Annotated in this window: 22 protein-coding genes and 1 pseudogene; 4 read left to right on the top strand and 19 right to left on the bottom strand. The window is 61.9% G+C overall.

What is annotated here, in order from left to right:
• Positions 1-18: 18 nt before the first annotated feature.
• The 3 genes from dksA to thpR all read right to left on the bottom strand — a co-directional run bounded on the left by dksA (position 19) and on the right by thpR (position 1,889).
• A complete protein-coding gene (dksA, locus tag IB144_RS21615; RefSeq protein ID WP_002888845.1) occupies positions 19-474 on the bottom strand; it encodes an RNA polymerase-binding protein DksA in 456 nt (151 codons plus the stop codon).
• Between the two features lie 162 nt (positions 475-636).
• Positions 637-1,353: a DNA/RNA nuclease SfsA gene (gene sfsA, locus IB144_RS21610; RefSeq protein WP_002888848.1), complete on the bottom strand. Its 717-nt coding sequence runs from the start codon at positions 1,351-1,353 to the stop codon at positions 637-639.
• Positions 1,353-1,889, bottom strand: a complete 537-nt coding sequence (gene thpR / locus IB144_RS21605; RefSeq protein ID WP_004177389.1) for an RNA 2',3'-cyclic phosphodiesterase — start codon at positions 1,887-1,889, stop codon at positions 1,353-1,355. Before thpR ends, sfsA begins: the two co-directional genes overlap by 1 nt.
• A 72-nt stretch (positions 1,890-1,961) precedes the next feature.
• Between thpR and hrpB the strand changes: the two genes are divergently transcribed.
• Positions 1,962-4,391, top strand: a complete 2,430-nt coding sequence (gene hrpB / locus IB144_RS21600) for an ATP-dependent helicase HrpB (RefSeq protein ID WP_004177388.1) — start codon at positions 1,962-1,964, stop codon at positions 4,389-4,391.
• 47 nt (positions 4,392-4,438) lie between these two features.
• On the opposite strand, the gene IB144_RS21595 is transcribed toward hrpB, so the two are convergent.
• Genes IB144_RS21595 through IB144_RS21530 form a run of 14 tightly spaced genes read right to left on the bottom strand, consistent with a single transcriptional unit; the run spans position 4,439 to position 16,179 of the window.
• On the bottom strand, positions 4,439-5,239 hold the full coding sequence (locus IB144_RS21595; RefSeq protein WP_004145898.1) for an A24 family peptidase: 801 nt from the start codon (positions 5,237-5,239) through the stop codon (positions 4,439-4,441).
• Positions 5,236-5,982 (bottom strand): type II secretion system protein N, encoded by a 747-nt coding sequence (locus tag IB144_RS21590; protein ID WP_065888578.1) that lies wholly within the window; start codon positions 5,980-5,982, stop codon positions 5,236-5,238. The genes IB144_RS21595 and IB144_RS21590 overlap by 4 nt, the downstream gene beginning before the upstream one ends.
• The gene (locus IB144_RS21585; protein WP_004145896.1) at positions 5,972-6,457 is read right to left on the bottom strand and encodes a type II secretion system protein M; all 486 of its coding nucleotides are present in this window, start codon (positions 6,455-6,457) and stop codon (positions 5,972-5,974) included. Before IB144_RS21585 ends, IB144_RS21590 begins: the two co-directional genes overlap by 11 nt.
• Positions 6,450-7,643 carry a type II secretion system protein GspL gene (gspL, locus tag IB144_RS21580; RefSeq protein WP_048265188.1) on the bottom strand — a complete coding sequence of 398 codons (1,194 nt, stop codon included), beginning with the start codon at positions 7,641-7,643 and terminating at the stop codon, positions 6,450-6,452. The genes IB144_RS21585 and gspL overlap by 8 nt, the downstream gene beginning before the upstream one ends.
• Positions 7,630-8,616: a type II secretion system minor pseudopilin GspK gene (gspK, locus tag IB144_RS21575; protein ID WP_021467522.1), complete on the bottom strand. Its 987-nt coding sequence runs from the start codon at positions 8,614-8,616 to the stop codon at positions 7,630-7,632. Before gspK ends, gspL begins: the two co-directional genes overlap by 14 nt.
• Positions 8,613-9,209, bottom strand: coding sequence for a type II secretion system minor pseudopilin GspJ (gene gspJ / locus IB144_RS21570; RefSeq protein WP_009309266.1), 597 nt, complete (start codon positions 9,207-9,209; stop codon positions 8,613-8,615). Before gspJ ends, gspK begins: the two co-directional genes overlap by 4 nt.
• A complete protein-coding gene (gene gspI, locus IB144_RS21565; RefSeq protein ID WP_002889025.1) occupies positions 9,206-9,571 on the bottom strand; it encodes a type II secretion system minor pseudopilin GspI in 366 nt (121 codons plus the stop codon). Before gspI ends, gspJ begins: the two co-directional genes overlap by 4 nt.
• Positions 9,568-10,083 carry a type II secretion system minor pseudopilin GspH gene (gene gspH / locus IB144_RS21560; protein ID WP_004213437.1) on the bottom strand — a complete coding sequence of 172 codons (516 nt, stop codon included), beginning with the start codon at positions 10,081-10,083 and terminating at the stop codon, positions 9,568-9,570. The genes gspI and gspH overlap by 4 nt, the downstream gene beginning before the upstream one ends.
• Positions 10,083-10,505, bottom strand: coding sequence for a type II secretion system major pseudopilin GspG (gene gspG / locus IB144_RS21555; RefSeq protein WP_002889054.1), 423 nt, complete (start codon positions 10,503-10,505; stop codon positions 10,083-10,085). Before gspG ends, gspH begins: the two co-directional genes overlap by 1 nt.
• A gap of 20 nt (positions 10,506-10,525) precedes the next feature.
• Positions 10,526-11,740: a type II secretion system inner membrane protein GspF gene (gene gspF / locus IB144_RS21550; RefSeq protein ID WP_004177382.1), complete on the bottom strand. Its 1,215-nt coding sequence runs from the start codon at positions 11,738-11,740 to the stop codon at positions 10,526-10,528.
• A 1-nt stretch (position 11,741) separates the two neighbouring features.
• Positions 11,742-13,235 (bottom strand): type II secretion system ATPase GspE, encoded by a 1,494-nt coding sequence (gene gspE, locus IB144_RS21545; RefSeq protein ID WP_023287261.1) that lies wholly within the window; start codon positions 13,233-13,235, stop codon positions 11,742-11,744.
• Positions 13,232-15,205 carry a GspD family T2SS secretin variant PulD gene (gene pulD / locus IB144_RS21540; RefSeq protein ID WP_004151935.1) on the bottom strand — a complete coding sequence of 658 codons (1,974 nt, stop codon included), beginning with the start codon at positions 15,203-15,205 and terminating at the stop codon, positions 13,232-13,234. Before pulD ends, gspE begins: the two co-directional genes overlap by 4 nt.
• A gap of 9 nt (positions 15,206-15,214) precedes the next feature.
• On the bottom strand, positions 15,215-16,057 hold the full coding sequence (gspC, locus tag IB144_RS21535) for a type II secretion system protein GspC (RefSeq protein WP_004177377.1): 843 nt from the start codon (positions 16,055-16,057) through the stop codon (positions 15,215-15,217).
• Complete coding sequence (locus IB144_RS21530; RefSeq protein WP_049000320.1) at positions 16,042-16,179, bottom strand: hypothetical protein; 138 nt, start codon at positions 16,177-16,179, stop codon at positions 16,042-16,044. Before IB144_RS21530 ends, gspC begins: the two co-directional genes overlap by 16 nt.
• Positions 16,180-16,363: 184 nt before the next feature.
• Between IB144_RS21530 and pulA the strand changes: the two genes are divergently transcribed.
• The gene (gene pulA / locus IB144_RS21525; protein ID WP_049000304.1) at positions 16,364-19,672 is read left to right on the top strand and encodes a pullulanase-type alpha-1,6-glucosidase; all 3,309 of its coding nucleotides are present in this window, start codon (positions 16,364-16,366) and stop codon (positions 19,670-19,672) included.
• Positions 19,673-19,928: 256 nt separating this feature from the next.
• Positions 19,929-20,486: a type II secretion system assembly factor GspB gene (gene gspB / locus IB144_RS21520; protein ID WP_134894613.1), complete on the top strand. Its 558-nt coding sequence runs from the start codon at positions 19,929-19,931 to the stop codon at positions 20,484-20,486.
• A gap of 38 nt (positions 20,487-20,524) precedes the next feature.
• Here the strand turns inward: gspB and gspS are convergent, their stop codons facing one another.
• Together gspS and IB144_RS21510 are read right to left on the bottom strand one after the other, a co-directional pair.
• Positions 20,525-20,899 carry a type II secretion system pilot lipoprotein GspS gene (gspS, locus tag IB144_RS21515; RefSeq protein WP_032409075.1) on the bottom strand — a complete coding sequence of 125 codons (375 nt, stop codon included), beginning with the start codon at positions 20,897-20,899 and terminating at the stop codon, positions 20,525-20,527.
• A gap of 125 nt (positions 20,900-21,024) precedes the next feature.
• Positions 21,025-21,096 (bottom strand): annotated as a pseudogene (locus IB144_RS21510) (hypothetical protein); the annotation flags it as partial.
• A 390-nt stretch (positions 21,097-21,486) separates the two neighbouring features.
• On the opposite strand from IB144_RS21510, the gene mrcB reads away from it, so the two are divergent.
• Positions 21,487-24,039: a bifunctional glycosyl transferase/transpeptidase gene (mrcB, locus tag IB144_RS21505; RefSeq protein ID WP_002889208.1), complete on the top strand. Its 2,553-nt coding sequence runs from the start codon at positions 21,487-21,489 to the stop codon at positions 24,037-24,039.
• Positions 24,040-24,136 lie beyond the last annotated feature (97 nt).

The following is a 24,136-nucleotide window of genomic DNA, read 5'->3' as shown; positions in this document are numbered from 1 at the left end:
GAGTGAGGCAGCAGGGGATTAGCCCGCCATCTGTTTTTCGCGAATTTCCGCCAGGGTTTTGCAGTCAATGCACAGATCCGCTGTCGGACGCGCTTCCAGACGGCGAATGCCGATCTCCACGCCGCAGGATTCGCAGTAGCCGAAGTCTTCGTCTTCAACTTTTTTCAGCGTTTTCTCGATCTTTTTGATCAGTTTACGTTCGCGGTCGCGGTTACGCAGTTCCAGGCTGAACTCTTCTTCCTGGGCGGCACGGTCTACCGGGTCCGGGAAGTTAGCTGCTTCATCCTGCATGTGCGATACGGTGCGATCCACTTCATCCCTGAGTTGATTACGCCATGCTTCAAGAATACGCTTGAAGTGCGCCAGCTGGGCTTCGTTCATATACTCTTCGCCCGGTTTCTCTTGGTACGGCTCCACCCCAGCGATGGCGAGAATACTCAGGGACGATGTTTTACGGTTTTGCCCTTCTTGCATGTTGCTTCTCCTTAACACGCACTATCGATCCCCATGTGGGGGAAAATCAGGCCGCTATAAATAGCAGATGCTTTTCCGGATAGCAATTATCTAAACGTTACACTTGACAACCCTGTGAAGAAAAGCGTATTCGCGCTTGCGACCCGAACACTATTTAGCCACTTATTTACCGGGGTTTAACACCACGGCGATCGGCTTATTCAGAGTCATCCTCGTCGTAGAAAGTTCCGCTTTCCAGGCGAGAATTTCCACCCCCTTGTCCTGGGCTTCTGTTAACAGCTGTGCGTATCTGGCATCAATATGATGCGCGGGAGAAAAACGGTCAATTGCCGAATGCAGGACGGCAAATAAAATCACCGCGCGGTCGCCATTTGCCGCGACGGCCATCAGTTCCCGCAGATGCTTCTGACCGCGCGTGGTCACCGCATCGGGAAAATAACCGTATTCTTTCTCCGCCAACGTAACCGATTTCACTTCAATATAGCAGTTTTGTCGGTCATCTGCCTGTAACATAATATCGATACGGCTATTCTCTTCGCCATATTTCACTTCGCTTTTCAGCTGGTTATAGCCTGAAAGTTCAGGAATTATTCCGGCGGAAATCGCCTCTTTTGCCAAAGAATTCGCGCGCAGCGTATTGACGCAAATAACTGCGCCCTGCTGGGTTTCAGTTAATTCCCAGGTGTGGGCATATTTGCGCTTCGCATTGTCCGAGGTGGAATACCAGACGGTGTCGCCCGGGGCGGCGCAGCCGGTCATCGCCCCGGTATTCGGGCAGTGGAGCGTCAGCTCGCGGCCATCGGGGGTGACCACGTCAGCAAGAAATCGTTTGTAACGTTTAAGCAAAATGGCGGGCTGCAACGGCGGATCAAACTGCATCAACTTTCCTTATCAAACGGATAACGTTCCAGCGCCGTGTAGCGCGTGCGCCCCCGGCTAAAGCTGGACTCATAGAGCACGAACTCGTTCACCGGAAACGTCCAGCGAAAGCCGGGGGCCGGGATCGGCACCGCCTGGCGAGCATCGCGCCACAGGGTAATATGCGGGTGAAACGGCTGCGGGCTCTGATAGCAGCCGCTGCGCGCCGCCTGAGCGCGCAACATGCTGGCGAGCTGCAGCAGGCCGCGCGGCGGCTGGCGGGTTCCGAGCCATACCACTCGCGAACGTAGCCACTGTCCGGCATCGTCCAGCGTCAGGGTAAAGCCCGGCTGGCGCAGCCGGCCAGCGAGAGCGGCCAGCGCCCGCTGTTTTTCCGCGCTCACCTCGCCGAGAAACGCCAGCGTCAGATGAAGATTATCCGCCGCGACGGGCCTGCCGGCATCTTCGGGGAAGTGCGTTGCCCGCCACTGGACAATCTGCTTCTGGACGGCAGACGGCAGTTCAAGCGCAAAAAACAGCCTTTTCGGCTCAGACATGATAGAGACTCGGTAATGAATTAGGGGGATGCTACAATGCGAACCCCTGAATGTTAACCCCCGGAGCCTTTTGTGTCCTCATTGCCGGTTGCCGCTGTCCTTCCAGAACTGTTATCCGCCCTGCAGCATGCGCCGCAGGTTTTGCTCAACGCGCCGACCGGCGCCGGGAAGTCGACCTGGCTGCCGCTGCAGATCCTCGCCGAGGGCAACATCGCGGGACGCATTATCCTGCTCGAGCCGAGGCGCCTGGCGGCGCGTAATGTCGCGCAGCGGCTGGCTGAACTGCTTGGCGAAAAGCCGGGGGAGACCGTGGGTTTCCGCATGCGCGCCGAAACCTGCGTCGGACCGCAGACCCGCTTGGAGGTGGTTACGGAGGGGATCCTGACGCGCATGATCCAGCGCGATCCGGAGCTGACGGGCGTGGGGCTGGTGATCCTCGATGAGTTTCACGAGCGCAGCCTGCAGGCGGATCTGGCCCTGGCCCTGCTGCTCGACGTCCAGCAGGGGTTACGTGACGATCTCAAGCTGCTGATCATGTCGGCGACCCTCGATAACGATCGCCTGCAGCGTCTGCTGCCGGAGGCGCCGGTGGTGGTCTCGGAGGGGCGCGCTTATCCGGTGGAGCGTCGCTTCAGCCCGCTCTCCGCGCACCAGCGTTTTGATGAGGCGGTGGCGGTAGCGGCGGCGGAGCTCCTGCGGCATGAACAGGGATCGATGCTGCTGTTTCTGCCCGGCGTCGGCGAGATCCAGCGCGTTCTGGAACAGCTGACGGAGCGCGTGGCGGAGGATGTCATTCTCTGCCCGCTGTATGGCGCGTTGCCCTTAAGCGAACAGCGCAAAGCGATCCTCCCGGCGCCGGCCGGGAAGCGCAAAGTGGTGCTGGCCACCAATATTGCCGAGACCAGTTTGACCATCGAGGGGATCCGCCTGGTGGTCGACAGCGCCCAGGAGCGGGTCGCCCGCTTTGACCCGCGCACCGGCCTGACCCGGCTGGTGACGCAGCGCATCAGCCAGGCATCGATGACGCAGCGTGCCGGACGCGCCGGTCGTCTCTCCCCGGGGATCTGCCTGCATTTGCTCGGCAAAGAACAGGCGGAACGGGCGGCGGCGCAGAGCGAGCCGGAGATCCTGCACAGCGATCTGTCGGCGCTGTTGCTGGAGCTGCTGCAGTGGGGCTGCCACGATCCGGCCGCGCTGGCCTGGCTGGATCAGCCGCCCGCGGTCAATCTGGCCGCCGCGCGTCGCCTGCTGGAGGCGCTGTCGGCGCTGGACGGCGAGCGGCTGTCGGCGTTTGGCCGCAAAATGGCAGCGCTTGGCAACGAGCCGCGGCTGGCGGCGATGCTGGCCGCCGCGCAGACCGATGACGAGGCGGCGACAGCGGCAAAGCTGGCGGCGATCCTCGAGGAGCCGCCGCGCGGCGGACTGGTGGATTTGGGGGCCGTCTTTTCCCGTCAGCAGGCCAACTGGCAGCAGCGAGCGCAGCAGCTGATGAAGCGCCTGGCCCGCCGCGGCGGCCAGCCCGATGCCGGGCTAATGGCGGGGCTGCTGGCGTCGGCCTTCGCCGATCGCATCGCCCGCCGCCGCGGTCAGGAGGGGCGCTACCAGCTGGCGAACGGCATGGGCGCGATGCTGGACGCCGACGACGCGCTGGGCCGTCATGAATGGCTTATCGCTCCGCTGCTGCTGCAGGGTAGTGCTTCGCCGGATGCCCGCATGCTGTTGGCTCTGCCAGTGGAAATCGGCGAGCTGATCGCCGCCCGCCCTGAACTGGCGAAAAGTTCCGACACGGTGGAGTGGGATGAAGCGCAGGGGACGCTGAAAGCCTGGCGGCGGACGGTGATCGGCCAGTTGGTGATCAAGACCCAGCCGCTGGCGAAGCCCTCTGAGGCAGAGCTGCATCAGGCGATGCTCAACGGTATTCGTGAGAAAGGCCTCGGGGTGCTCAACTGGACGCCAGAGGCTGAGCAGCTGCGCCTGCGGCTGCACTGTGCGGCGCAGTGGCTGCCGGAAGAGGCATGGCCCGCAGTGGATGACGCTTCGCTGCTGGCCTCGCTGGAGACATGGCTGCTGCCGCAGATGAACGGCGTTCATTCCCTGCGGGCGCTGAAGGCGCTGGATCTGCGTCAGGCGCTACAGGACTGGCTGCCATGGCCGCTGCGCCAAAAGCTGGATCGCGAGCTGCCGACGCACTATACCGTGCCGACCGGCAGCCGCCTGGCGATCCGATACCATGCGGAGAACCCGCCAGCGCTGGCGGTGCGTATGCAGGAGATGTTCGGCGAGGCCACGACGCCGGTGATCGCCGAGGGGCGGGTGCCGCTGGTGCTGGAGCTGCTGTCGCCTGCCCAGCGTCCGCTGCAGATCACCCGCGATCTGAGCGCCTTCTGGCAAGGGAGCTACCGCGAGGTGCAGAAAGAGATGAAGGGACGCTATCCGAAGCACGTCTGGCCGGACGATCCGGCCAACGCCGCCCCGACCCGCCGCAGCAAAAAATACTCGTAGCCGCCGCTGCCGGGCGGCATCCTGCCCGGCCAGTCGGTTCGCAAACGCTAGACCATCTGCTGCCAGAGAAAAATACCCCCGCCGGCCAGCGCCAGCCAGGGGCCGAAGGCCAGCGGCTGCTGCAGCGACTGCCGGGTCCACAGGCGTTGCAGTAGGGTCCACACCAGCCCGCTGGCCGAAGCGAGCAACAGCACCTGCGGCAGAACCTGCCAGCCGCACCAGGCGCCCAGCGCCGCCAGCAGCTTAAAATCGCCATAGCCCAGCGCCTCTTTCCCGGTCAGCAGGCGGAACAGCCAGTAGACCGACCACAGCGCCAGATAACCGGCCATCGCCCCGGCGACCGCATCCGGCAGGGCAATGTACACCTCGTTAAGATTGAACAGCAGCCCGGCCCACAGCAGGGGCAGAGTCAGGCGATCGGGCAGCAGCTGGGTCCGGGCGTCAATCCGCGCCAGTATCAGCAGGAACGAGAGCAGCACCAGGCCGCCCGCCAGCGGCAGGCCCGGCGCCAGCAAAGCTCCGGCGAGGATAAACAGCAGGCCGGTGGCCAGTTCGGTCAGCGGATAGCTCCACGCGATGGGCGCCTGACAGCAGCGGGCGCGACGGCCCAGCCAGAGGAAACTGAGCAGCGGGATATTGTCCCGCCAGGCGATCGGCTGGCGGCACTGCGGGCAGGAAGAGCCCGGGGTGCTGAGGGTTATCCGCTCGTCGTCCGCGGTCTGGGTCAACATGCGCGGCAGACGATAGATCACCACATTGTAAAAGCTGCCCAGCGCCAGGCCGAACAGCAGCAGAAAGCCATACCAGACAAAGGGAAAGTGCAGCGATAACGCGGCTAGTGTCGTCATTTTTGCTCCTGGGGTAACCATTTTCCCTGCAGCTGCCACGGCGTCGGGCCCGGGGCGTTATTCGCTGTCGGGCGCGTGACCAGCAGCGCCAGCAGCGGCGGCATCCCCTGCCGGGGCTGTAGCGTGCCGCGAAACAGATAGCGGCCATCGGGCGACAGAGTCCCCTGGCCGCTGAGGCTCAGCTGATGAGAGTCCTGACGGAGAGTCAGCGCCACGGCGCCGTCCACCGTACAGCGGAAGGTGCCATTAACCTGGGCCAGCTCCAGGCTGCCGACCGGGGAGTGCAGTCGGGCCTGCCGCCACTGCGCGCCTCCGGCGATGATTTGCCGGCAGCGTCCGTCGCTGAACCGCCCTTCGGTCAGGCTGAAGGTGACCTCCCCCGCGGCCATGACGGGCATAGTCGACATCAACCAGCGGCTGAGCAGGCTGGCGGGGGCGGTGAGCCGCCCCTCCTGTAGGCGCAGATCGCGAAGGCCCCACAGCCGGGCCTGACCCATCACGCCGCGGGGATCGCTGAGAGAGACCTGCCAGCCCGCCAGGGTCAGCGACCACGCCAGTCGTTCAAGCCGTTCCCCATGCCAGTAGACCGGTTGCGCCGCGCCGCGCCAGACGCTGCCGCTAAATTGCCCCACCTGTACGCCGGGCGGCAGCATGGGAGCCAGCAGGCGCGCCGGAGCGGTGGCGGTGAGCCACAACAGATAGAGGACCAGCAGCAGTCCGCCCGCGATCCAGTTAGCCTTCATCGTCGCGCTCCAGCAGCAGATGGTTGACCGTGACCCAGCCGGGTCGCGACGGCTGCCCGGTCACGGACAGCGAGATCGCGTTGACGCCGCGCATCGCCGGAGCGTCCAGCCAGTCGATCAGCGCCTGGAAAGCGCAGGGCTGAAGGGTGATCTGCAGACGTTTTCCCTGCGGCTGCAGGCGGACGACCGTCAGTCCGTGGCTCGCCGCCTCGCGCATCACCAGCGCGGTGAGCGCCTCTTTTGCCGCCGGCGCGGGCTGCTGGCTGAGCTGCTGCAGGCGCGGAGCCTGCTCCGTCATCCAGCGCAGGCTGGCCTGCTCTTTCACCAGGGTTTGCCGCCACTGCGCCTCGCGGGCTCGCCAGGGCTGCCACAGCCCATACCAGAAGGCGCATGCCGCCAGCAGCCCTGTCAGACCAAGCAACAGGCGCTGCTCCGACGGCGTGCGCTGCCGCCACCAGATAAGCAGATTAGCCATCGTTTTCCTCCAGCGTCAGTTGTCCCTCAATGCCATCCGGTTTCGTGATCATGTCGCCCGGCCGGACGCGAAACCGCGGCTGCGCCCGCTGGGTAAACTGCTCCAGCGCCCGGGAAGTGACCGCGGCGATATCCAGCTGCAGACGATTGCCCGCGGCATCCCAGCTCAGCGCTCGCAGACGGATCCCCGGCGTTTCGCTGAGGATGTTTTGCAAGGCGCTGAGGCGGTCGACGAGGGGGACATGCTGCGCCTGACGGGTGAGGGTTTGCAGGTGCTGCTGCATCTGCAGTCGTGGGTTAATCACCTTTTTCTCCGTCGGAAACCAGCGGTGATAGAAGGCCCGGCTGGCCTGTTGCGCCGCCTCGGCCTGACGCGCCAGATCGCGATGGTCCAGCACGCTGTTTGCCCCTGCCAGTAACGCCAGGGCCAGCGCGGCATACCGCGCCGGACGCCAGCTCGCCTGCGCAGACCGCCGCCGGACGGCGAACTCCCCCTGCAGCAGACTGAGTTTCTGCGCTGCCGGATGGCGTGCGGCAAGGGTCAGCAATGTCTGCGCAGGCTGCTCCCGCCAGACGCCCGGCGCCGCGGGCGGCGGCGAATAGCTGTCGATGACGTGCTCTTCCGCCTCGCTCTGCAGCAGCTCCGTCAGCCAGACGTTTTCCGCCGCCATGCCGCCCCACGGCTGGTGGCGGATCAGCCACTGCTCGTCCACCTGCACCGCGCTCCACGCCGGCGGTTGCCAGGGCAGGGCCAGCACGTCGGGCGTCAACGCCAGGGGCTGTAAGGAGAGCGATTCGCAGCGCGCCAGCCAGTCGCGCATTTTTTGCCGCTGTACGGCGACGATCTCGCACTGGGCCTGCTGGCGGTGGAGCAGAGCAAAATGGGTGGCTTCCACATCGTCTGCCAGCTGCTCTTCCAGCAGAAACGGGGCCACCTGCAGCGGCGGTTTACGCAGGCCCGCCGGTAGGGTGAGCGAGTGAAACGCGCAGTCGCTGGCCGGGATCAGCACCCAGGCCGGGTACTGCTCAGCCAGCGCCGGGAAAGGGCTGGCGTCGTCAGTCGGCCACCGGCCGCTGGCCTCGTGGTGCGGCTCGCCGGGGGCGAAGAGTTGCCAGTGCAGCGGCGCCTGCGCGGCGGCGAGGCGCACGATCAGCATGGCCTGGGGAGAAACATTAATCTTGTTCATCGACCACCATAGAGAGTCCATATCGCCGCTGGACGACGGTAAACGTGCGCCCCGATTGTTGCAGGACGCTGTGCAGCTGAAAGCGGAGATTGCCGGTCACCACGGTAAAAGCGGCGATAAAGCGTGCGCTGTGCACCGTCAGCCAGGGACGGGCAAGCGTGGTATCGGTTTTCTGCAGCGTCGGCTGCGCGAGAAAGGCGGCGACGCTGCTCCACCCGGTTCGCGGGCGGTTGTGCAGCAGCTGTTGCGCCTCCTGCAGCGTCAGATCGCCGGGAAAGAGGGCCACCAGCAGGGCGGCCTGGGAGGGGCGCAGGGTGTTGACATTGACCTGCAGCGCGTCATCCGGCTGGACGCAGACGAAGGGGAGCAGGCGCTGATAGAGCGCGGCGTCCATCCCGGCCAGCAGTCGCAACTCGCTGACATCCTGCATCGGCTGGTTGGCGGCGAGATAGCCCGGGGTTTGCGCCATATAGACCTCGTCCTCCGCCCCGTTCAGCCGCGGCTGGCCGTCGCTGTCCGTCCAGTCGCCAAGGGCGGCGGCGATCTGGCTGGCGCGCAGCGGCGGCTCGCCGAGCAGCGCCAGCAGCCGAACGAAGACGTCGGTCGGGTAGGGCGTTCCGTCGCCAGCCTCATCCGCGCGATGGTTGATGGCATTGAGGTTGAAGCAGGCGTGCCCGTCGCGGATCGTGGCGCGGATTTCGCCATCGTCGAGGGTAAAGCGGCGCCCCTCCTGCGCCCAGGTTTGCGCCAGGTTCGTTTGACTGGGCGAGTCCAGCGCATCGCGTTGCAGCAGCGCGGCGGCCATGTTTTCCGCCGCCAGGGCGTACCATCTGGCCTGCAAATTATCGAGGGTCACGGCGGTATGCTGATACATGACCGCGGTGCGCTCGGTCATGGCGCTGGCGAGGATCATCATCAGGGCGAGGATGAAAAGCACCATCAGGAGCGCGACGCCGCGTTGCCGATTTATCATTGGCCGCCTCCCGGGGTGAGTAAAAACAGGCGGGTTATCTCCCCGCTGTTCGCCAGCGTCAGGGTGATCTCCAGCCCCTGCGGCAGCGTCTGCGGGCGGTCCCAGGTTTCCTGCCAGCGCCTGTCGGCGTAAAACCGCAGGCGAAACGCCGTGACCTCGCGCAGCAGCACCCGGACCGTCGGCTGGCTGCCGGTCAGCGGATCCTGTTGATCGAAGCTCAGACGTTCAAACTGCTGCTGGCGCAGACGGTAGCTGACGTTCTGGATCTCCGAGCGCGGGAGGATCCCCAGCGGGTTTGGCCAGCCGCTGCGGCTGAAGGCCAGTCCCCAGTCGTCGCTCTGCAACTGGAAACGTCCGGCGAAGAAAAACGTGTCGCTGTTTCTGGCGCGACGGGGAATGATGTGGGTGACATCGTCGGCTATCTGGCGAAAGGCGCGCTGGAGGGCCGCGATCTGCAGGCTTTTCTCGCGGGTCAGGCCATCGGCGCGGATGACGTTCTGCAGCACCATCACGGCGGCGGCGCTGAGGACGGCGAGGATAGCCAGCGCCAGCAGCGTTTCGATCAGAGTGAAACCGCGCATTTTCGTTATCATGGCGGCGTCACCCAGGTGCGCAGGGTGGCCAGCGGCGCGGGATCGCTTTTTTGCCGCCGGACCTCCACGTCCAGCGCCCGCAGCTGCGGCAGCGCGGTTTCCACTCCCTGCCAGCGGACAAACCAGCGCGTCCCGGCGGCCTCCACGGTGGTTTCAGACCAGCTGAGGGCAGGCCAGCGTTTCTCCAGCCGCAGCTGCACCAGCTGGTTATCCGCCAGCCAGCTGGCGAGGATTTTCTCTTCCATACGCCCGAGCTGGCGCGTCTGCTGCAGGGTGGACTGCATCACCGCCAGGCCAGCGAGGGCGAAAATCACCAGCGCGACCATCACTTCGATAAGCGTCATTCCGGCTTCACGCTTCATGGCTGCTCCCGCGCCGCCAGCGGCTGGCTGTCGCCCTGGGCGTCGACGTTGATGCCCGTCGCGGCGTCAATTCGCAGCTGAAACGGCGTGACTTCACCGCCGGGAAAAATAAGCACGTCGGGCTGCTCGCCCGGCGTCCACGCCTGGCCGTCGGGAAAGCGCAGCGTCAGCCTGGCCCGCGGGAGGGTTTCCGCCGTGGTGACGCGTCCGGCCTGCAGCGGCAGCCACTGCGCGTTGCCCCACCGGTCGTCAGCCGCCGCCGGGGCGCTATCGTCGGCAGGCTGCAGGCGCATAAACTGCCAGCGCTCAGGGTGGATGATAATGCCGAAGAGCTGACCGGTTTGCTGCCCGCGCTCGCGGACAAAATCCAGTTGCGTCTGAAAGCGCGCCAGGATCTGTGTGGCCTCCTGGGTGCGGGCGGAGGGAAACGCCAGCAGCACCATGCTGGCGCTGACGCCGATCAGCAGCAGGACCAGCATCATCTCCAGGAGGGTGAAACCGCGCTGAGACACTATTTCTTCCCGAGGGTCCAGTTGCCGATATCGTCATTGGTGTCGGGCATCCCGTCCGGGCCGACGCTGAAGACGTCGATGGCGCCATGCTGACCCGGGCTTAACAGCTGATACTCATTCCCCCACGGGTCCTGCGGCAGACGGCGGATATAGCCGCCTTCCGGGTAGTTGCGGGCATGCGGCTCGGCGGCCGGAGCGGTCACCAGCGCCTGCAGTCCCTGTTCGGTGTTGGGGTAGCGGCTATTGTCGAGTTTATACATGTCCAGCGCTCCCTCGAGCGCCACCAGATCGCTGACCACCTTCTGGCGGTCCGCTTTCTCCTTGTTGCCCATCAGGTTAGGCACCACCAGGCTGGCGAGAATGCCGAGAATGACGATCACCACCATAATTTCCAGTAACGTGAAACCGCGTTGCCGTTGCATAGTTTTCTCCATTAATACAGTTACATACTCATAAGGGTGTTCAGTTGCAGGATCGGCTGCAGGATGGCCAGCACGATAAACAGCACCATGCCGGCCATGGTGACCACCAGCAGAGGCTCAAACAGGCTGAGGGCCATCTGGATCTGCGCGCTCAGCTCCCGGTCCTGGTTCTCCGCCGCGCGCTCCAGCATGGCGGTCAGTTCTCCGCTCTGTTCGCCGCTGGCGATCATGTAGCGCATCATCGGCGGAAACAGGGCGGTGGATTCCAGCGCCCGATGCAGACTGACGCCTTCGCGTACCGATTCGCTGGCCGCCGCCAGCTGGCTACGTGCCCAGGCGTTGCTGAGGACGTCGGCGCTGATGCGCATCGACAGCAGCAGCGGCACCGCGCTGGCATTGAGAATGCTTAAGGTGCGGGCGTAGCGCGCGCTGTTGACGCTGCGGGCCACGCGGCCGATGACCGGCAGGCGCAGCAGCGCCCGGTCCCAGGCGAGCCGCCGGGCGGGCTGGCGCAGCAGATAGCGCAGCGCCAGCAGCGCCAGTAACGACAGCAGCGCCAGCCAGGGGCCCGCGCTGCGCACGATGTCGCTCAGGCTCATTAGCAGCCGGGTAGAGAAGGGCAGGGCCTGTTTAAGATGGACAAACTGCTCAACGACTTTCGGGACTACGGTGGAGAGCAGAATGGCGATCACGCTGATAGCGACCAGCGTCAGTACGATGGGGTAGATCATCGCCTGCAGCAGGCGGGCGCGGAGCTGCTGGCGCTGCTCGGTATAGTCAGCAAGCCGGTTCAGTACGCCGTCGAGATGGCCGGAGGTTTCGCCGGCCGCCACCATGGCGCAGAACAGCCCGTCGAAGCAGGCGGGATAGCCGCGCATCGCCTCCGCCAGCGAGTGGCCTTCGAGCACTTTGCTGCGCACCCCGGCCATTAACGTTCTTAGCGACGGCTTTTCGCACTGCTGGGCGACGGCATCGAGCGCCTTTTCCAGCGGGATCCCGGCGGCAACCAGAGTCGCCAGCTGGCGGGTGAGCAGGGCTAAATCACCGGCGCTGGTACGCCGGGTAAGGGATCCGCCGGCCCACAGTCGCCGCGCCGGGTCGGCAGTTGTCACTTCCAGCGCCAGCCAGCCCTTGTCCCGCAGCAGCTGGCGGGCGTGGCGGGCGGAGTCGGCCTGCTGAAGGCCGCGGCGGGTTTTGCCCTGCGCGTCCAGCGCCTGATAGCGAAACAGGGCCATCTTAGACGCTTTCCGTCGTTTGCTGTTCGGTGACCCGCATCACCTCCTCCCAGCTGGTGATCCCCGCCAGCGCTTTGTCGCGTCCGGCATGACGCAGGGTTTGCCAGGCTGGCCCCAGCTGCTGGATCAGGGTGATCTCATTCTCGCCGCGGTGGATGGCGGCGCGCACGCGATCGTCGATTAGCAGCAGTTCATGGATCCCGGTACGCCCGCGATAGCCGATGAAATTACACTCCGGACAGCCTTTGGGCTGCCACAGCCGCGCGCCGACCGGGACCGCCATCTGCCGGGCGGTGTTGGCATCCGCCTGCCAGGGCTGACGGCAGTGTGGGCACAGTTGGCGCACCAGCCGCTGCGACATCACCGCCAGCAGCGAGGTGGAGAGTAAAAAAGGTTCCACGCCCATATCCTGTAGACGGGAAATGGCGCCCAGCGCGCTGTTGGTGTGCAGGGTCGACAGCACCAGGTGCCCGGTCAGCGAGGCCTGAACGGCGATCTGGGCGGTTTCGCCATCGCGGATTTCGCCCACCAGCACTACGTCCGGATCCTGGCGCAGGATGGCGCGCAGGCCGCGGGCGAAGGTCATCTCGACTTTGGCGTTGACCTGGGTCTGGCCTATGCCCTCCAGCTCATACTCCACCGGATCTTCAATGGTCATGATGTTGCGCTCCCGGGCGTCGAGGCGGCTGAGGGCGGCGTAGAGCGTCGTGCTTTTCCCGGAGCCGGTCGGACCGGTGACCAGGATGATGCCGTGCGGGCGGGCGATCAGCGCATCGACCCGATCGAGCAGGGCGGGCGGCATGCCCAGCGTCAGCAGATCCAGGTTGACGCTGTTTTTGTCCAGCAGACGCAGGACGACGCGTTCGCCGTGGCTGGAGGGCAGGGTGGAGACGCGCACGTCGATTGCTCGCCCGCCGATGCGCAGCGCCATGCGGCCATCCTGAGGGACCCGCTTTTCGGCAATGTCCAGGCTGGCCATCACCTTGATGCGCGAAATTAACAGGGCGGCCAGCCGCCGCTGCGGGCGCAGAATTTCCCGCAGCACGCCGTCGACGCGAAAGCGGATCTGCAGATGGCGCTCGTAGGTTTCGATATGAATATCCGAGGCTTTCTCTTTGATGGCCTCGGTGAGCATGGCGTTGATCAGGCGGATGATCGGCGCGTCGTCCTCGCTGTCGAGCAGATCGTCGGTGTCCGGCAGCTCTTCGGCGAGGGTATAGAGGTCGAGCTCGTTGCCGATGTCGGCCATCATGCGGTGCGCCTCCGCCGAATCACGCTGATAGCTGAGCACCAGCACTTTCTCGAATGCCTCCGGCGCCAGACGGCTGACACGCATCGGCCCGTCCGCCAGGCGGCGCGCTTCCAGCAGCGCCCGGGCGGCGGTATCGGGGCGGCACAGCGCTTCGCAGCGTTCACCGTCGCTGAGCAGCACAAGATGGTGCGCGCGGGCCCAGGCGAAGGGCAACAGCGGACGGCGTTCGGCGGCTGGCGTCATGGGCGGCCTCCGAGATTGAAGGCGTCAATGGCGGCGCTGACCTGGCGGAAAGCCTGGGTCTCCTGCTGCGGATAGATATGCAGCAGGTCGTTGCTGAGCGACGCTTCGCTGCTTTCTTTACCCCGCTGTTTAGTTTGCGCATTGTTGAAGGCGGTGTACTGGCCGGAAGAAGCCTGGCGGTACTCATCGCGATCGCGAATGATGGTCGGGCGGATAAACAGCATCAGGTTGCGTTTCGACACTTTCTTGCTGTCGGAGCGGAACAGGGCGCCGATCACCGGGATATCCCCGAGCAGCGGCACTTTGTCAGCGGTATCGGTGACGGTTTTATCCAGCAGCCCGCCAACCACCACCGTTTCGCCGCTGCCGACCAGCACGGCGTTATTCACCGTCCGGGTATTGAAGGTCGCCCCGAGATCGCTGCTGGTGCTGGAGGCCGAGTCGGCAACGCTCGATACCTCCTGCTCAATCTCCAGCAGCACCGCATCGCCTTCGTTAATCTGCGGTTTCACCTTCAGTTTAATGCCGACGGTTTTGCGCTCGACGGTATTGAAGATGTTGTCGCCGGAGGTGGTTTGCGAGCCGGTTAATACCGGAACTTCCTGGCCGACGTTAAAAGTGGCTTGCATGTTATCGAGGGTGACGATGCTGGGGGTGGCCAGAATATCGTTCTTGGTACTGCTGGAGAGGGCGGTGAGCAGCATCGCCCAGTTCCCCTGATAGAAGCCGGCGGCGATACCGTTAAACGAGCCGAGGGCGCTGGCCAGCGAGCTGCTGATGGTACCGTCTTTGTTGTACTGGTTGGCGCCGGCGATAGCCGTCGATATCGGCAAACCGCTATTGGTGAACTGCGTCATGCCGGCGTTTTTGTTTGCCCACTGGATACCGAGATTAAGGCCATCGGCATCCTGCACTTCGGCAATAATCGCCTCCACCAGCACCTGCGGGCGGCGGATATCGAGCTGGGCGATCACCCGCTCAAGATCGTTCATCACGTCCGGCGCCGCGGTGACGATCAGGGCGTTGGTCTGGCCGTGGGCTTTGATAATAATATTTTTGTCGATCGCGGCCACTGGCCTGGCGCTTTGCTTGTCGCTCTGCAGCGAGCTGCTGATCCCGGTCAGAACCTCCACCAGATCGGCGGCTTTGGCGTACTTCAGGTAGATCACTTTGGTGTTACCCTGTACCGCCTGCTGGCGGTCGAGCTGTTTGATCATGGCGATGATGCGCTGGCGCGAGTTTGGTTCGCCGCTCACCAGTACCGCGTTGGTGCGCTCATCGGCCACCACGTTCGCCACCATCGAGCCCGGCAGCGCCGACTTGCTGGTATCTTTATTAAGCTCGGTAACCAGTTTGACCACTTCCGCGGCGGAGGCCCAGGAGAGGGGCACGGTCACCACGCTGCGATCCCCGGCGTTGTCGACGCGCTCGACAATGGTCAGCAGGCGTTTGATAACCGCCGCGCGGCCGGTCATCAGCAGTACGTTGGAGGGCTCATAATGGACCACGCTGCCGGCGCCAGCGTTATCGTTCAGCTGGCGGAGCAGCGGGGCGAGATCGCGGGCGGCGACGTTGGTCAGGGGCACCACCCGGGTGACCACTTCATCGCCTTCGCCCGGCGCGGCCGCGCTGGCGACCGGCACGGCCGAGGTCTTGGCGTCTTTGGCGCGGACCACTTTTAGCACGCCGTTATTCATATTGATCACGGCGAAGCCATATACATCCAGCACGCTGAGGAAGAATTGATAATATTGTTCTTCATTGAGCATATCGTAACTGCGCACGGTGATAGTGCCGCGTACGCTGGGATCGATAATCACCGTTTTATTCAGGTTTTTGCTGACGGTATTGATAAATTCCTGGATATCGGTGCCTTTAAAACTGGCGGAAAATTCCTCCGCGGCGGCCGGAGAAAATAGCAATGGGGTTAATATCAGCAGCGCAGGCAGCATTTTTCGCAGGCTTTTCATGGTTGGCAATTATTCATCCCCCAGCGCGAAAGCAATATCGTGTCGTTGGCCTTCCCGCTCAACGGTTAGCGTTATTTCGGTCATGTCGGCCAGATTCTGCAGCGCCTGTTGCGCTTGCTCCTGGTCGCGTAAATCGATGCCGTTTAAGGCAATCGCCAAATCATTTGCCTGCAGGCCGGACTGGCGAAACAGCGAGGCGTCTTTGCCTGGGTTTAGTCGATAACCCAGCAGTTTGTCGCCGCTGAGTACCGGCGAAATAGATAAATAAGTGAGGATATTTTGCGGCTGTTCGCGGAGTCGCTTCACGAGGGGCGGGTTGCCCGCGGCGGTGGGCGGCGGCGACGGCGCGCGACTGTCGTTAAATAATAAAATGGCCTCTTTGCGCCCCTGATAGTTGACAATGATCCGGTCAGGCAGAATGGCGGCGATCCGCGCATCATACCCTGGGAGGGGATCGCCCGTGCTAAGGCTAACCTGCTGATTTCCCTTTTCGATAATAGCGATGGAGCGCGCCGGGTTGCTGCTGGCGAGTAGCCCGGCCAGGCGTAGCTTCAGGCTGGAAACCGGCACCTGATTGAGACTGGCAGCATCCGTTGGCGTGGGGCTATTTTTCACCGCCAGGCCAAACAGGGTAAATGCGGGCCGCACATTTTTTAATTCCGGATCTGCCGCCGGAGGCATGGTTAACGGTAGGGCGGAAATATCCTCAGGACTCACAGGGAATACCACGCGCCAGGTTAATTTCGCCAGCTGTGGGATAGCGGTTATTAATATGATGAGCGTCACAATTTGTGGTAATAATTTAATTATCCCTTTATTTATATTTGTTAACCTCATCACAGAAACTGGCATTTTAATTCCTTTGCTAATTTAATTTTCTGCACGTTGGCGTAATACCCTACCGAAACAGGTAGGTGATTATTGGCTTTTGAATTATTTATTGCCGGAGAGTGGCGATAAGCGTGGCGAATCATAATCAGTTTGCGGTTTCGGGTCGTCATTCCCTTTATTGATTTACTCCCCCGGCTTCCTACGCCCCCCGCTCATTTGTGGGGGATGATTGCGCCTGGGAAAGCAAAAATATCTAATTAGCGCGCTGTAAAGATATTCATCCTTTCTTACCTTTTATAATTTAATAAGCATATTAGGGACTATCGAATGCTCAGATATACCTGTCATGCCCTATTTCTTGGATCGTTAGTATTATTGAGTGGCTGTGATAACAGCTCTTCCTCTTCTACCTCTGGCTCACCGGGTTCACCAGGCAATCCTGGCAACCCAGGCACTCCCGGCACGCCCGACCCGCAGGATGTCGTCGTCCGCTTACCGGACGTTGCCGTCCCAGGCGAAGCGGTGCAGGCTTCCGCCAGGCAGGCTGTCATTCATCTCGTCGATATCGCCGGCATCACCAGCAGCACGCCGGCCGACTATGCGACGAAAAACCTCTACTTATGGAACAACGAAACCTGTGACGCGCTGAGCGCGCCGGTGGCGGACTGGAATGATGTCAGCACCACGCCGACCGGCAGCGACAAATATGGCCCTTACTGGGTGATCCCGCTGACTAAAGAGAGCGGATGCATCAACGTTATCGTCCGCGATGGCACCAATAAGCTTATCGACAGCGACCTGCGCGTCTCTTTCAGTGATTTCACCGATCGGACGGTATCGGTCATCGCCGGCAACAGCGCGGTCTATGACTCCCGCGCCGACGCCTTCCGCGCCGCCTTTGGCGTGGCGCTGGCCGATGCGCACTGGGTCGATAAGACTACTCTGCTGTGGCCGGGTGGGGAAAATAAACCCATTGTGCGCCTCTATTACAGCCACAGCAGTAAGGTGGCCGCCGACAGTAACGGCGAATTTAGCGATAAATATGTCAAGCTGACCCCCACCACCGTCAACCAGCAGGTAAGCATGCGCTTCCCGCATCTCGCCAGCTATCCAGCCTTTAAACTGCCGGATGATGTTAACGTCGATGAATTGCTGCAGGGCGAGACGGTGGCGATAGCCGCGGAAAGCGATGGGATCCTGAGCTCCGCCACCCAGGTACAGACCGCCGGCGTGCTGGACGATACCTATGCCGCCGCCGCCGAGGCGCTGAGCTACGGCGCCCAGCTAACCGATAGCGGCGTGACCTTCCGCGTCTGGGCGCCCACGGCGCAGCAGGTCGAACTGGTGGTCTACAGCGCCGACAAGAAGGTGGTGGCCAGCCACCCGATGACCCGCGACAGCGCCTCCGGCGCCTGGTCATGGCAGGGGGGAAGCGACCTGAAGGGCGCGTTCTACCGCTACGCGATGACCGTTTACCACCCGCAGTCGCGTAAAGTCGAGCAGTACGAAGTGACCGATCCCTACGCCCATAGTTTGTCGACCAACTCGGAGTACAGCCAGGTGGTCGATCTCAACGACAGCGCGCTGAAGCCGGAAGGCTGGGACGGGCTGACGATGCCGCACGCGCAGAAAACCAAAGCCGACCTGGCGAAAATGACGATCCACGAGTCGCATATTCGCGATCTCTCTGCCTGGGATCAAACCGTTCCCGCCGAACTGCGCGGTAAGTATCTGGCGCTCACCGCCCAGGAGAGCAATATGGTCCAGCATCTGAAACAGCTGTCGGCCTCGGGCGTGACCCATATTGAGCTGCTGCCGGTCTTCGATCTGGCGACGGTCAATGAGTTCAGCGACAAAGTCGCCGATATTCAGCAGCCGTTCAGTCGCCTGTGCGAGATCAACAGCGCGGTGAAGAGCAGCGAGTTCGCGGGCTATTGCGACAGCGGTTCGACGGTCGAAGAGGTGCTGACCCAGCTGAAGCAGAACGACAGCAAGGATAACCCGCAGGTGCAGGCGTTGAATACGCTGGTGGCGCAGACCGACTCCTATAACTGGGGCTACGATCCGTTCCACTACACGGTGCCGGAAGGATCCTACGCCACCGATCCGGAAGGCACGGCGCGCATTAAAGAGTTCCGCACCATGATTCAGGCGATCAAGCAGGATCTGGGAATGAACGTCATTATGGACGTGGTGTACAACCACACCAACGCCGCCGGCCCGACCGACCGCACCTCGGTGCTGGATAAGATCGTCCCCTGGTACTATCAACGCCTGAATGAAACCACCGGCAGCGTGGAATCGGCCACCTGTTGCTCCGACTCGGCGCCAGAGCACCGGATGTTCGCCAAGCTTATCGCCGATTCACTGGCGGTATGGACCACCGATTATAAGATCGATGGCTTCCGCTTCGACCTGATGGGCTACCACCCGAAAGCGCAGATCCTCTCGGCCTGGGAACGCATTAAAGCGCTGAACCCGGATATCTACTTCTTTGGCGAAGGCTGGGATTCCAACCAGAGCGATCGCTTTGAAATTGCCTCGCAAATCAATCTCAAAGGCACCGGGATCGGCACGTTCTCCGATCGTCTGCGCGACGCCGTGCGCGGCGGCGGGCCGTTCGACTCCGGTGACGCATTACGCCAGAACCAGGGCGTGGGCAGCGGGGCTGGAGTTCTGCCGAATGAGCTGACCACCCTGAGCGACGATCAGGCGCGTCACCTCGCCGATCTGACCCGTCTCGGCATGGCCGGTAACCTTGCGGACTTTGTGCTGATCGACAAAGACGGCGCGGTGAAGAGAGGCAGCGAGATTGACTATAACGGCGCGCCAGGCGGCTATGCGGCTGATCCGACGGAAGTCGTGAACTATGTGTCAAAACACGATAACCAGACGCTGTGGGACATGATCAGCTATAAAGCCGCTCAGGAGGCGGATCTCGATACCCGCGTCCGGATGCAGGCGGTGTCGCTGGCGACGGTGATGCTCGGCCAGGGGATCGCCTTTGACCAGCAGGGCTCGGAGCTGCTGCGCTCTAAATCCTTTACCCGCGATTCGTATGATTCCGGCGACTGGTTTAACCGCGTGGACTACTCCCTGCAGGACAACAACTACAACGTCGGTATGCCGCGCAGCAGCGATGATGGCAGCAACTATGACATTATCGCCCGGGTGAAAGACGCGGTGGCTACTCCGGGTGAAACGGAGCTCAAGCAGATGACCGCGTTTTATCAGGAGCTGACCGCGCTGCGTAAATCGTCTCCGCTGTTTACCCTCGGCGACGGCGCGACGGTGATGAAGCGCGTGGACTTCCGCAATACTGGCGCCGATCAGCAGACGGGTCTGCTGGTGATGACCATCGATGACGGGATGCAGGCTGGCGCCAGTCTGGACAGCCGTGTCGACGGCATCGTGGTGGCGATCAACGCCGCGCCGGAAAGCCGGACGCTGCAGGACTTCGCCGGCACATCGCTCCAGCTGAGCGCTATTCAGCAGGCGGCGGGCGACCGGTCGCTGGCGAGCGGCGTGCAGGTTGCCGCTGACGGTTCGGTCACGCTGCCGGCCTGGTCGGTTGCCGTTCTCGAGTTGCCGCAGGGCGAGTCGCAGGGCGCTGGCCTGCCGGTGAGCAGTAAATAACATAACGTAGGGCGCCCGTAAGGGCGCCTCTGGCTGATGACAAACCTGTTTCGTTATTGTGCTCGCCTTTCTGTCGGGTGGCGGCTTTCGCCTTACCCGGCCTACGAAAGATTGCAATTTCAAACAGTTATGCAGTTATCTGTAGGCCCGCGCAAGCGTAGCGCCGCCGGGCAATTCCTGAAGATTGCACTTTGTCAGCAGTCTGGGGCATCCGTAAGGGCGCCTTCTCGTTATCGTGAGGGAACAGGAGACGGTTGTGATTGTTCGTGATGACAGTGAAAGAGGCATCCCGCCGCTGGTGACGCATCAGCCGCCGTCCTCGCTGGATGATGCGCCGGTGATCCGCGGACGGATGGTGCAGATCCCCGGCTGGATTATCCCGCTGTACGCCGGATTATTTATCGCGCTCGGCTGGTTTGGCGGCGAGCAGTGGCGTCACCCGGCACCGCCGCAAACGCTGCCCTTGGCGGTGGCGCATGCGGCGCTTCTGCCGTTAACCGCTGCCGGAGAGGCCGCGCCAAAGACGCCGCCGCCGGCGGCAAAAGCCAGCGCGCCCGCGGCGCCGGAAGTGGACAGCGATACGCTGCCGCCTCTGCGCTACAGCGCCCATGTCTATGCCTCGCTACCGGAAAAGCGCAGCATTGTGTTAAACGGCAAAGCGTGGACGGAGGGCGATTCACCCCTGCCCAATCTGGTGGTGGAGCAGATCCAGCAGGATGTGACGATCTTCAGCTTCAACGGCACGACCTTTACCCTCGCGGCGCTGGAGGACTGGCCGGGCGGAAAAATTGACGAGGAGCCGAAAGAGGAATAAAAGCGCGCACAATAACCGGCGCGCTGAGGATATTTCGCTTAGTCGCTGCGCAAGCTGGCAATAAATGGCGCGAGCTGACGATTAAATTGACTGCACTGTGTGGCTTCCGGGGTACTGTCCTGTAATAGCTGTTGGTAAAGCCGGTCGCTATTTGGGCTTAACGTCGCCACGTCAATATTTCCCCATCCGCGCGCTTTACCGACATTCACTGCTGCCCGATATATCGTTTCATCAGCGGGGAGATCGCTACGATTACATTTATTCTTGAGATAGCGCGTCCCGGCCGCCACGGACGAGAGCTGCTCGAGCTGCGCCTGGCTGCTGATAGCCGGGCTGAGCGTTGAGGCGGGTTTTTGTTGGCAGCCAGAGAGAAGGGCTACCATGCAAAGCGGAAATATAAGCGGAATACGCATCATAGAGTAATCAAAATAATGAATCACTGGCCGCTAGTTTAACAAATATTTACCTGGTGTCATCATAAAATATTATTCTGCATAAATGTTAACAGGCTCTCATTTTTATCAACGGAAAGGCGCTAAATCGACTTTACTTTTATCAATAATAAACGTTGGCGCTGGGAAAATATATTTTCATCCGCGGATGATGCCACTGCGTTGACCGGCAGGAAGCGCGCCGTTTTTTATGTTATTAAAAAACATACTCTTTCCCATCTTGTTACGTGCGCAGGAGGTAAAATGCTGGTTAAGAATGTCGCATTTTAGTGCTATCCTGTATGCCCTGAACATTACGTGCTATGTTCTGACTTATTCTGCCGATGATGCGTTTAACACAATGATTTTATGGTGAATTTTTATTGTTAGTATCATGTAACATGAAGCAAACCAACCCTCTGAAAGGCTGGCGGCGCGTCCTGCCTGCCAGCAGGTTGTCGTCCGAAGGATAAGCAGCCTGGACGTTAATTTGAGAGATTTCTTCTTCCTCTGAACAGGGGAAGTATTGAGAATCAGGCCTTTGCGCCTGAACGTTGCGGAGAAAAAGCATGGCGGGAGATGACCGCGAGCCTATCGGACGTAAGGGAAGACCCTCACGTCCGACTAAACAGAAAGTCACCCGTCGCCGGGTCCGGGAAGAGGACTACGACGACGAGTATGATGACGATGATTATGAGGATGAGAAACCGGTGCCGAGAAAAGCCAAAGGCAAAGGTGGCAAGCCTCGTCGGAAGCGCAGCTGGCTGTGGCTGCTGGTCAAGCTGGGGATTGTCTTCGCGGTGCTGATTGCCGCCTATGGCGTCTACCTCGACCAGAAAATCCGCAGCCGCATTGACGGTAAAGTCTGGGAGCTGCCGGCCGCGGTCTATGGCCGGATGGTCAACCTTGAGCCGGACATGCAGATCAGCAAAAACGAGATGGTGCGTCTGCTCAACGCCACGCAGTATCGCCAGGTCAGCGCGATGACGCGCCCCGGCGAATATACCGTGCAGGCTAACAGCATCGAGATGATCCGTCGTCCGTTCGATTTCCCGGACAGTAAGGAAGGGCAGGTGCGCGCGCGTCTTACCTTCGACGGCGACCATCTTGAGACCATCGAGAATATGGATAATAACCGCCAGTTCGGTTTCTTCCGCCTCGATCCGCGTCTTATCACCATGCTGCAGTCGCCGAACGGCGAGCAGCGCCTGTTCGTGAAGCGCAGCGGCTTCCCCGATCTGCTGGTGGATACCCTGCTGGCGACCGAAGACCGCCACTTCTATGAGCACGATGGGATCAGTCTCTACTCCATCGGCCGCGCGGTGCTGGCGAACCTGACGGCAGGCCGAACGGTGCAGGGGGCGAGTACCCTGACCCAACAGCTGGTGAAAAACCTGTTCCTCTCCAGCGAACGCTCCTACTGGCGTAAAGCCAACGAAGCGTATATGGCGCTGATCGTCGACGCCCGCTACAGCAAGGATCGCATCCTTGAGCTGTATATGAACGAGGTGTACCTCGGCCAGAGCGGCGATAACGAAATTCGCGGCTTCCCGCTGGCCAGCCTGTATTACTTCGGCCGTCCGGTGGAAGAGCTGAGCCTCGACCAGCAGGCGCTGCTGGTGGGGATGGTGAAAGGGGCGTCGGTCTATAACCCGTGGCGTAACCCGAAACTGGCCCTTGAACGACGCAATCTGGTGCTGCGTCTGCTGCAGCAGCAGCAGGTTATCGACCAGGAGCTGTACGACATGCTCAGCGCCCGTCCGCTGGGCGTGCAGCCGCGCGGCGGGGTGATTTCACCGCAGCCGGCGTTTATGCAGATGGTTCGTCAGGAACTGCAGGCGAAGCTGGGCGATAAAGTGAAAGATCTCTCCGGCGTGAAGATCTTCACCACTTTCGACTCGGTGGCGCAGGATGCGGCGGAAAAAGCGGCCTCCGAAGGGATCCCGGTTCTGAAGAAACAGCGTAAGCTGGCAGACCTGGAAACCGCCATGGTGGTGGTTGACCGCTTCACCGGCGAAGTGCGGGCGATGGTCGGCGGCGCGGAGCCGCAGTTCGCCGGTTATAACCGCGCGATGCAGGCCCGCCGATCGATTGGTTCTCTGGCCAAGCCGGCGACCTATCTGACCGCGCTGAGCCAGCCGAATCAGTATCGCCTGAATACCTGGATCGCCGATGCGCCGGTGACGATTCGCCTGTCCAACGGTCAGACGTGGTCCCCGCAGAACGACGATCGTCGTTTCAGCGGTCAGGTGATGCTGGTCGATGCCCTGACTCGCTCGATGAACGTCCCGACGGTTAACCTCGGGATGGCGCTGGGCTTGCCGGCGGTAGTCGATACCTGGACTAAACTGGGGGCGCCGAAGAATCAGCTCAACGCGGTGCCGTCGATGCTGCTTGGCGCGCTGAACCTGACGCCGATTGAAGTGGCCCAGGCCTTCCAGACCATCGCCAGCGGTGGGAACCGTGCGCCGCTTTCCGCGCTGCGGTCAGTGATTGCCGAAGATGGCACTGTGCTCTACCAGAGCTATCCGCAGGCGGAGCGCGCGGTGCCTGCCCAGGCGGCCTACATGACGCTGTGGACTATGCAGCAGGTGGTGCAGCGCGGTACGGGGCGTCAGCTGGGGGCGAAGTATCCGGGCCTGCATCTGGCGGGGAAAACCGGGACCACCAACAATAACGTCGATACCTGGTTCGCCGGCATCGACGGTAGTCAGGTGACCATCACCTGGGTGGGTCGCGACAATAACCAGCCGACCAAACTGTACGGCGCCAGCGGAGCGATGTCGATTTACCAGCGCTATCTGGCGAACCAGACGCCAACGCCGCTGGTGCTGACGGTGCCGGAAGACGTGGTTGATATGGGCGTGGACAGCAACGGCAACTTCGTCTGCAGCGGCGGTATGCGTTCGCTGCCGGTCTGGACCACGCAGCCGGATGCGCTGTGCCGTCAGGGCGAAATGATGCAACAGCAGCAGTTGCAGCAACAGGAAGCGAAAAATCCGTTTAATCAGTCCGGGCAGCAACCGCCGCCGCAGCAGCAACAGCAGCAACAGCCGCCGAAGCAGCAGGAAAAGAGCGACGGCGTCGCGGGCTGGATCAAGGATATGTTCGGCAGTAACTGATTTTGACCGCACGACCAGACCCCTTAATACGAAAGTATTAAGGGGTTTTTTTATGCCTGTAAAAAAGTTAACGGCTCTTTAACTCCATAATAACTAT

Source organism: Klebsiella sp. K4 (genome assembly GCF_014596785.2).
Taxonomy (GTDB): domain Bacteria; phylum Pseudomonadota; class Gammaproteobacteria; order Enterobacterales; family Enterobacteriaceae; genus Klebsiella; species Klebsiella pneumoniae.
Note: the sequence above shows the minus strand (reverse complement) of the source record. Positions and strands in the feature narration are given on the sequence as shown.

Bases quoted from the DNA above. Each gene is read 5' to 3' on its own strand.
- IB144_RS21595 (WP_004145898.1), bottom strand. From the start codon at position 5,239: ATGACGACACTAGCCGCGTTATCGCTGCACTTTCCCTTTGTCTGGTAT.
- gspK (WP_021467522.1), bottom strand. From the start codon at position 8,616: ATGATAAATCGGCAACGCGGCGTCGCGCTCCTGATGGTGCTTTTCATC.
- IB144_RS21590 (WP_065888578.1), bottom strand. From the start codon at position 5,982: ATGAAGGCTAACTGGATCGCGGGCGGACTGCTGCTGGTCCTCTATCTG.
- gspF (WP_004177382.1), bottom strand. From the start codon at position 11,740: ATGGCCCTGTTTCGCTATCAGGCGCTGGACGCGCAGGGCAAAACCCGC.
- IB144_RS21530 (WP_049000320.1), bottom strand. From the start codon at position 16,179: ATGATTCGCCACGCTTATCGCCACTCTCCGGCAATAAATAATTCAAAA.
- pulD (WP_004151935.1), bottom strand. From the start codon at position 15,205: ATGAAAAGCCTGCGAAAAATGCTGCCTGCGCTGCTGATATTAACCCCA.
- pulA (WP_049000304.1), top strand. From the start codon at position 16,364: ATGCTCAGATATACCTGTCATGCCCTATTTCTTGGATCGTTAGTATTA.
- gspG (WP_002889054.1), bottom strand. From the start codon at position 10,505: ATGCAACGGCAACGCGGTTTCACGTTACTGGAAATTATGGTGGTGATC.
- gspJ (WP_009309266.1), bottom strand. From the start codon at position 9,209: ATGATAACGAAAATGCGCGGTTTCACTCTGATCGAAACGCTGCTGGCG.
- gspC (WP_004177377.1), bottom strand. From the start codon at position 16,057: ATGCCAGTTTCTGTGATGAGGTTAACAAATATAAATAAAGGGATAATT.
- thpR (WP_004177389.1), bottom strand. From the start codon at position 1,889: ATGTCTGAGCCGAAAAGGCTGTTTTTTGCGCTTGAACTGCCGTCTGCC.
- gspI (WP_002889025.1), bottom strand. From the start codon at position 9,571: ATGAAGCGTGAAGCCGGAATGACGCTTATCGAAGTGATGGTCGCGCTG.
- dksA (WP_002888845.1), bottom strand. From the start codon at position 474: ATGCAAGAAGGGCAAAACCGTAAAACATCGTCCCTGAGTATTCTCGCC.
- sfsA (WP_002888848.1), bottom strand. From the start codon at position 1,353: ATGCAGTTTGATCCGCCGTTGCAGCCCGCCATTTTGCTTAAACGTTAC.
- mrcB (WP_002889208.1), top strand. From the start codon at position 21,487: ATGGCGGGAGATGACCGCGAGCCTATCGGACGTAAGGGAAGACCCTCA.
- gspL (WP_048265188.1), bottom strand. From the start codon at position 7,643: ATGAACAAGATTAATGTTTCTCCCCAGGCCATGCTGATCGTGCGCCTC.
- gspS (WP_032409075.1), bottom strand. From the start codon at position 20,899: ATGCGTATTCCGCTTATATTTCCGCTTTGCATGGTAGCCCTTCTCTCT.
- gspE (WP_023287261.1), bottom strand. From the start codon at position 13,235: ATGACGCCAGCCGCCGAACGCCGTCCGCTGTTGCCCTTCGCCTGGGCC.
- IB144_RS21585 (WP_004145896.1), bottom strand. From the start codon at position 6,457: ATGGCTAATCTGCTTATCTGGTGGCGGCAGCGCACGCCGTCGGAGCAG.